Source organism: Streptomyces sp. 8N706, assembly GCF_052245415.1.
Classification (GTDB): domain Bacteria; phylum Actinomycetota; class Actinomycetes; order Streptomycetales; family Streptomycetaceae; genus Streptomyces.
The window spans coordinates 64,851-71,083 of the sequence record NZ_JBQQBW010000032.1 but is presented as its reverse complement, the minus strand read 5'-3'; the positions used below and the strand labels follow the sequence as shown (position 1 = coordinate 71,083).

The following is a 6,233-nucleotide window of genomic DNA, read 5'->3' as shown; positions in this document are numbered from 1 at the left end:
ATCCGCACCGTCGCGACATTCCTCATCCAGGAGCCTGTCGGGCCGCTCGTCCGACCCGACTCGTGGCCCCGGCCATCGGGGCGGTGCGATCGGCCGACCGGGCAGGGAAACGTGCCCTTCAGCGCCGTACGAGGAACCGATGCGGGCACGATGAGCCAGGACACGACCTTCCAGCGCACGAAAGGATTACTCTGCGATACGTCCGTCACTCAAAGTTAAGGAGGTCGTCATGCCGACGACGCCTGTACCGCGTGCGCTGAGGAACCGGACGAGCCTCGCCCACAAGATCACCTACGCTGTGCGGCACCCTCAGCGGGTCCCGGCGTATCTGCGGCGCGCAGGGCGCGACGCCTGGCTGCGGGTCAAGCACCGCGACCACCTCGCGTACTACCGGGCCGTGATGGCCTCGGACACCGCACGGAGTCCGAACGCGGCCGTCGGCAGCGCGTCGCATGAGCGTTGGCTTGCGCTGGGGCAGATGCAGTTCGACTATCTGTTCGAGCACGGCCTGAAGCCGAACGACCGGATGCTCGAGATCGGCTGCGGCAATCTGCGGGCCGGATGGCGCTTCATCGACTATCTCGAGCAGGGCCACTACTACGGGATCGACATCTCTCCGGACATCCTCGTCGAGGCCAAGAAAACGCTGGTCCACCGCAAGCTCCAGGACAAGCTGCCGTATCTCACCATCGCCGGCGATCTGACCCTGGACTTCCTGCCCGACGGCCACTTCACCGTCGTGCACGCGCACAGCGTGTTCTCCCACTCGCCGCTGCATGTCATCGACGAGTGCCTCGCCCATGTGGGCCGGGTGCTCGCTCCCGGTGGCTTCTTCGACTTCACGTTCGACCGCACGGAGGGCACCGAGCACCACGTCCTCCGGGAGGACTTCTACTACCGCCCCCAGACCCTCATCGCCCTGGCCGAGCGGCACGGCCTCGCGGCCCGGCTCATGGAGGACTGGGAGCGCCGCCCGCACGGGCAGTCCAAGCTGCGGGTCACACACCGTACGGAACAACGGACCACCTGAGTACGCAGTACGGCGCCGGGGCTGCCAGGGATACCCGGTGTCCGGGTTGCCGGTGCTGCCGGTGCTGCCGGTGCTGCCGGGGCTGGCCGGTGCTGCCGGTGCTGCCGGGGAAAAGCCGCTCCGGCCGCGCACCACGCCGGGCCGCTGGACGCGGCCCGGCGTAGGCGGCGAACTGCTCGATGCGGCCCAGCGCGTAAGCGGCGGTGCGCTGCTGGACGCGGCCGCGTAGGCACGGTGTGCCGCTGGATGCCGCCCGGCGCGTAGGCGCGGAGCGCGTGGATACGGCCCGGCGCGTAGGCGCTGCGCTGCCGCGTCGGCAAAGGGGACCCCCGCGATGGGCCCCGGCCCGTCGCCGCATCGGCCGCGTGTCCGGTCAGGAGCCGAGGACGAGCAGCTGGGCTTTGTCCTCGCCCCAGCCGACGCACACCTCCGTCCCGAGTTCGGCGGCGGTGCGCGAGCTCGGGGACAGTTCGCGCATCAGCAGCTCCTGTTCCCCGATACGCAGCCGGTGGCGGATGGTGGCGCCGAGGTTGGTGGAGGACACCACCCGGCCCGTCGCGCTGTTCTGCGCCCGTGCGGCCGGGAGGAAGGCGAGATGCTCCGGACGGATGGACACCGCGTACCGCTCGCCCTCGGCTCCGCGGTCCCGTACCCGGCAGGTCCCGAGCGGGCCGAGGTCGACGACGGCTGTGCCGCCCGAGCGTTCCACGATGGTGCACGGCAACAGATTGGTGTCGCCGAGGAAGTTGGCCACCCAGTCGGTCGCGGGATGCGCGTACACGTCCTCGGGAGCGCCCTGTTGCACGACCTTCCCTTCACGCATCACCACGATCCTGTCCGACATGGACATGGCTTCATCCTGGTCGTGGGTGACGAACAGCACGGAGATCCCCAACGACCGCTGGATGGACTTGATCTCCTCCTGCATCTGCTCGCGCAGCCGCTTGTCCAGCGCTGCCATCGGCTCGTCCAGGAGCAGCGCCGACGGATGGAAGACCAGGGCGCGGGCCAGCGCGACCCGCTGCTGCTGCCCTCCGGAGAGCTGGCGCGGGCTGCGGTCGCCCAGGCCGGCGAGGCCGACGCGTTCGAGGGACTCCTCGGCCCGCTGACGCCGCTCCGCCGGCCGGACCTTTCGCATACGGAGGGGGAACTCGACGTTCTCCCGGGCGCTCAGGTGGGGGAAGAGGGCGTAACTCTGGAAGACCACACCGAGGTTGCGGTCCTTCGGCGGGAGCTTGTCGACCGGTTCGCCGTTGATCAGCACCGTGCCGGAGGTGAGTTCTTCGAACCCTGCGACCATCATCATGGTGGTGGTCTTGCCGGAACCGCTGGGGCCGAGCAGGGTCACGAACTCGCCCGGCTCCACGGTCAGATCGAGGTCGTCGACCGCGGCGAGGCCGCCGTAGGTCTTACGCACCCGGCGCAGTTCGATGGACCCGTTCTCCTGGTTGCCGACGGCCGGCGAGGCAGTTTTCGCGGGAGCGGTGAAGGTTGTCATGGGGGTTCACCCTGTCTGGTCGGCGGCCACCGTCGTCAGCGGCAGCATCCGGGCGATGGAACGGCGGCGGAGCATGAAGAAAACCTGTATGAGAAGTCCGACCGTGGCGACGGTGACCAGCATGGCCGAGGAGACAGCGATCTTCGGTGTCAGGTTGTACTGGATGTCGGTGAACATCTTCACCGGCAGCGTGGTCGCGCTCGGCGACTGCAGGAACAGGGAGATCACCGTCTCGTCGATGGAGACGGAGAAGGCGAACAGCGCCCCTGCGATCAGACCGGGCCGGATGACCGGGAGGTAGACGAACCGTGCCACGGATGCCGTGCCCGCTCCCAGACTGCGCGCAGAGCGCACCAGGGCCGGATTCAGCCCGGAAAGGCTGGCACGGACGGTGAGGAAGGCGTACGGGGCGGTGATCACGGCGTGGGCGAGGCCGATCGGGAGGACCGTGCCCACCAGGGCCACGGAGTTGAAGAACTGGTAGAACGCCAGCGCCAGCACCACCGGAGGAACGATCATCGGGGCGAGGATCACCCCGGTCACCGCGGACTGCCCCGGGAACTTCCGCCCGTGCAGGGCGACGGCCGCGCCACCGCCCAGCAGCACCGCGAGGGCCACGGCGATTCCCGCGGTCTGCAGGCTCGCCAGGACCGCCGACATCCAGGCCGTGTCGGAGAGGAACCCGGTGACCGCGTCGGTCGAGAGCCGGTCCGGCGGGAAGGTGATGTACCGGCTGTGGTTGAAGGCCATCGGCACCACGATGGCGGTGGGCACGACCAGGAACACGAACACCGGTACCGCGGCGAGCATCGTCGGGGAGAGCCGAGAACTAGCCGGCCTCATGGGCACCTCCTGCGCGGAGAATCCGCTGGTACACCGCTACGAGCACGCTCACGATGGCGGTCAGCCCGAGCGCGAGGGCGGACGCGCCGGCGAAGTCGGTCAACTCCATGGCGTAGAAGTCGATCTGGTTGGCAATCATCATGTCCCCGGGGCCGCCGAGCACGACGGGCGTAATGAAGAAGCCGGTGCTGATGATGAACGTCAGCAGGCCCGCGGCCGAAACGCCCGGCACCGTGAGCGGCAGGATGACCCGGCGGAAGACCGGGAGCTCGCCCGCGCCCAGGGAACGGGCGGCCAGCTCCAGCCGGTTGTCGATCGCCGCCAGCGCGGCGAAGATCGGGAACACGGCGTAGGGAAGGAGGTAGTGCACCATTCCCAGCACGACCGCGAACCGGTTGTGCAGCAGCGTCAGCGGATGGTCGGTGAGACCGAGCCCCTGCAAGGCGCCGTTCACCAGACCGTTGTCCTGCAGCAGGACCGCCCAGGCGAAGTTCTTCACCAGGACTCCGGTCCAGAAGGGCAGCAGTACCAGGGCGAACAGGATGACCCGGGTGAGCGCGCTGCTGCGCCAGATCACCCAGGCCAGCAGGTAGCCGATGACGACGGCCCCGAGCGTGGACACCGCGCTGATCTCGAACGTGTTGATCATCGACTTGATGACCAGCGGGTCCCCCAGCACCCGCTCGTACGCCTGGCTCTGCAGGCTGGAGGTGACCAGCGTCCCCAGGGGGGTCAGAAAGAGGATGGCATCGAAGGCGGCGATCGGCGCGAGGAGCAGCAACCACGTCCCGCGGACGCGGAAGAGACGTCCGCGTCCGCGGGATGGAGTGCCTGCCTGCGCGGATGCCGCGGCGGCAAGGGGCATCGTCAGCTACCCGCCTGCCACATCTTGAACCTCTGCTCCGTGGCCTTGAGGTTCTCCGCCCACCACTTGTCGTCGCGCACCAGAATGCTGTCCGCCAGCTTCGGGCTGGTGGGAAGGGTGTCGGCGACGGCGGCGGGCAGTTTCGCGAGAGCGGGGGTGTTGGCCAGCGTCAGGTTGGTGGTCCGGTCGAAGTCGGCCCCGGCGTCCGCGTCATTGCTCATGAAATGCATCAGCCGGAACGCTGCCTCCTTGTTCCGCGCACCCTTGGGGACGACGAAATAGTCGCCTGCGAGGACCCCGTTGGACGAAGCGAAGTTCAGCTTGGCACCGTCCTTGCGGGCGGCGTTGATCCGGTTGTTGAAGCTGGTCGACAAGGTGACCTCACCCGAGGTCAATTGCTGTACGGGCTCCTGGTTGGCCGTGTGGTAGATCAGCTGGTCCCGCCCGGGATGCTTCGCCAGATAACGCAGCGCCGCGTCCACATCCAGCGGATAGATCTTGTCGAACGGGACGCCCTCGGCCAATCGGGCCGCTTCGAGCACCGAGCTGTCCGCGAGCTGTCCGTACACCGAGCGCTTGGTGCGATATCTGCCCTGATCGAAGAACTGAGCCCAGTTCTTCGGGGCGCGTGCGTCGGGGATGTGCTTCTGGTCCCAGGCCATGACGAACAAGAAGCTCAGATACTTGATGCCGTAATCCGCCTTGGCGTAGGAAGGCAGACCCTTGTCGCTGATGATGTCGTAGTCGAATTTCTCGAGCAGGTCTTCCTTGACGGCCTGGACGTACTCCGGCGCCGTCAGCTCGACCAGGTCCCACTCCACGTCGCCGGAGCGCACCTGCGTCTTCAGGGCCGCCAGACTGGTATTGGCGAGCAACGACGGACGAATTCCCGTCTTCATCTCGAACGGCTTCAGGATCGTCTTCGTCAACTGGTCGTTGTAGGAGCCGCCGTACGACGTGACCGTCACGGTCTTGTTCGCCGGTCCGGTGTTGGAGGATTTGGTGCTACACGAGGTGAGCAGGCTTCCCGCGAACGGAGCCGCCAGCGCCGCGCCGGCTCCCGTCCTGAGAATCGACCGTCGGCTGATGGGTGTCCTTGGCGTCATAGGGGCAAGGCCTCTCTTGGCTTTCCACGCACGCCTGGCGTTTTCAGGCATGCAGGATCGAGCGATGACAGTTCCTGGCTGAGCAAAGGAGGAATCTGCGCCGTCTCATGGCGGAGTGAAGAAACGCGGCCGTCGCCGGGGCCGTCGCTGAATCGCTGTGGCTTTTACGGGTTTTCCGCATATGCCGTGGCGTATCGCGAACCTTGGGACCTTGAACGGTCCATGATTCGTCGCGGTGGCTGCGTCACACCGCCGCCGCGTGCCGCACACCATAGAGTCCGGTTGTCCCGCCGTCAACGGAAGTTTTCCAACAGGGGTGGGGAATAAGGCCGGATGTTTGCACCGCGCGGCTTCGCCGCACCGACTGCTGTCGATGCTGCCGTTGCAAGGCGGTGGCGAGGCTGGGGCTGCGGCGACTGCGGATGCGGCGCGGAGCGGCTGCGGCTGGGCGCGGTGCGGCTCCGACTGGGGCCGCGGCTGCGGGCCCGGCTGCAGCTGCGGCCGCGGGCACCGTTGCGGCACGGAACAGGATGCGGCGGGCTGCGCCTGGAACTGAAGCCGGAGCGTCCTGCCGCCCGATGGCGGCCACCGGGCTCTGCGCGTTTTTCCGGGCGCCCGTGGCGCGGAGCGGCGGCGACATCCCCTCGGGCGGTGTCCGCCGCAACGGCCGCCCCCGGCCCCCCGGGCTGTTCCTCCCTCAGCGCGCCGCCATTCCTTGCACCCCGGCACCGTCCGAGTGTGCGGGACATCCTCTGAGCGGCCGACCAGTGGATGGAACGTACACTTCCGGCCGACTGATGCCCGCCTTAGGTTCGTACCGCGAGACGGCAGCCGACCGTACGCCGCCCCGGGCCACCCCCGCGCGGACCGTGCGGCGCCGCCCCCGCAGCC

General features: G+C 68.1%; 6 protein-coding genes. 2 read left to right on the top strand and 4 right to left on the bottom strand.

Features of this window, described 5'->3' with window-relative positions:
- The first annotated feature begins 229 nt into the window (after window positions 1-229).
- Both ACTWQE_RS14845 and ACTWQE_RS14840 read left to right on the top strand, forming a co-directional pair.
- Window positions 230-1,030 (top strand): class I SAM-dependent methyltransferase, encoded by an 801-nt coding sequence (locus ACTWQE_RS14845; RefSeq protein ID WP_443329392.1) that lies wholly within the window; start codon window positions 230-232, stop codon window positions 1,028-1,030.
- 37 nt (window positions 1,031-1,067) lie between these two features.
- Complete coding sequence (locus ACTWQE_RS14840; RefSeq protein ID WP_443329391.1) at window positions 1,068-1,259, top strand: hypothetical protein; 192 nt, start codon at window positions 1,068-1,070, stop codon at window positions 1,257-1,259.
- A gap of 144 nt (window positions 1,260-1,403) precedes the next feature.
- Here ACTWQE_RS14840 and ACTWQE_RS14835 read toward each other — a convergent pair whose 3' ends face one another.
- The 4 genes from ACTWQE_RS14835 to ACTWQE_RS14820 all read right to left on the bottom strand — a co-directional run bounded on the left by ACTWQE_RS14835 (window position 1,404) and on the right by ACTWQE_RS14820 (window position 5,342).
- Window positions 1,404-2,528: an ABC transporter ATP-binding protein gene (locus ACTWQE_RS14835; protein ID WP_443329390.1), complete on the bottom strand. Its 1,125-nt coding sequence runs from the start codon at window positions 2,526-2,528 to the stop codon at window positions 1,404-1,406.
- Between the two features lie 6 nt (window positions 2,529-2,534).
- Window positions 2,535-3,371 (bottom strand): ABC transporter permease, encoded by an 837-nt coding sequence (locus tag ACTWQE_RS14830; RefSeq protein WP_443329389.1) that lies wholly within the window; start codon window positions 3,369-3,371, stop codon window positions 2,535-2,537.
- On the bottom strand, window positions 3,358-4,152 hold the full coding sequence (locus ACTWQE_RS14825; RefSeq protein ID WP_443329388.1) for an ABC transporter permease: 795 nt from the start codon (window positions 4,150-4,152) through the stop codon (window positions 3,358-3,360). Before ACTWQE_RS14825 ends, ACTWQE_RS14830 begins: the two co-directional genes overlap by 14 nt.
- 86 nt (window positions 4,153-4,238) lie before the next feature.
- Window positions 4,239-5,342 (bottom strand): extracellular solute-binding protein, encoded by a 1,104-nt coding sequence (locus tag ACTWQE_RS14820; RefSeq protein ID WP_443329387.1) that lies wholly within the window; start codon window positions 5,340-5,342, stop codon window positions 4,239-4,241.
- Between the last annotated feature and the right edge of the window lie 891 nt (window positions 5,343-6,233).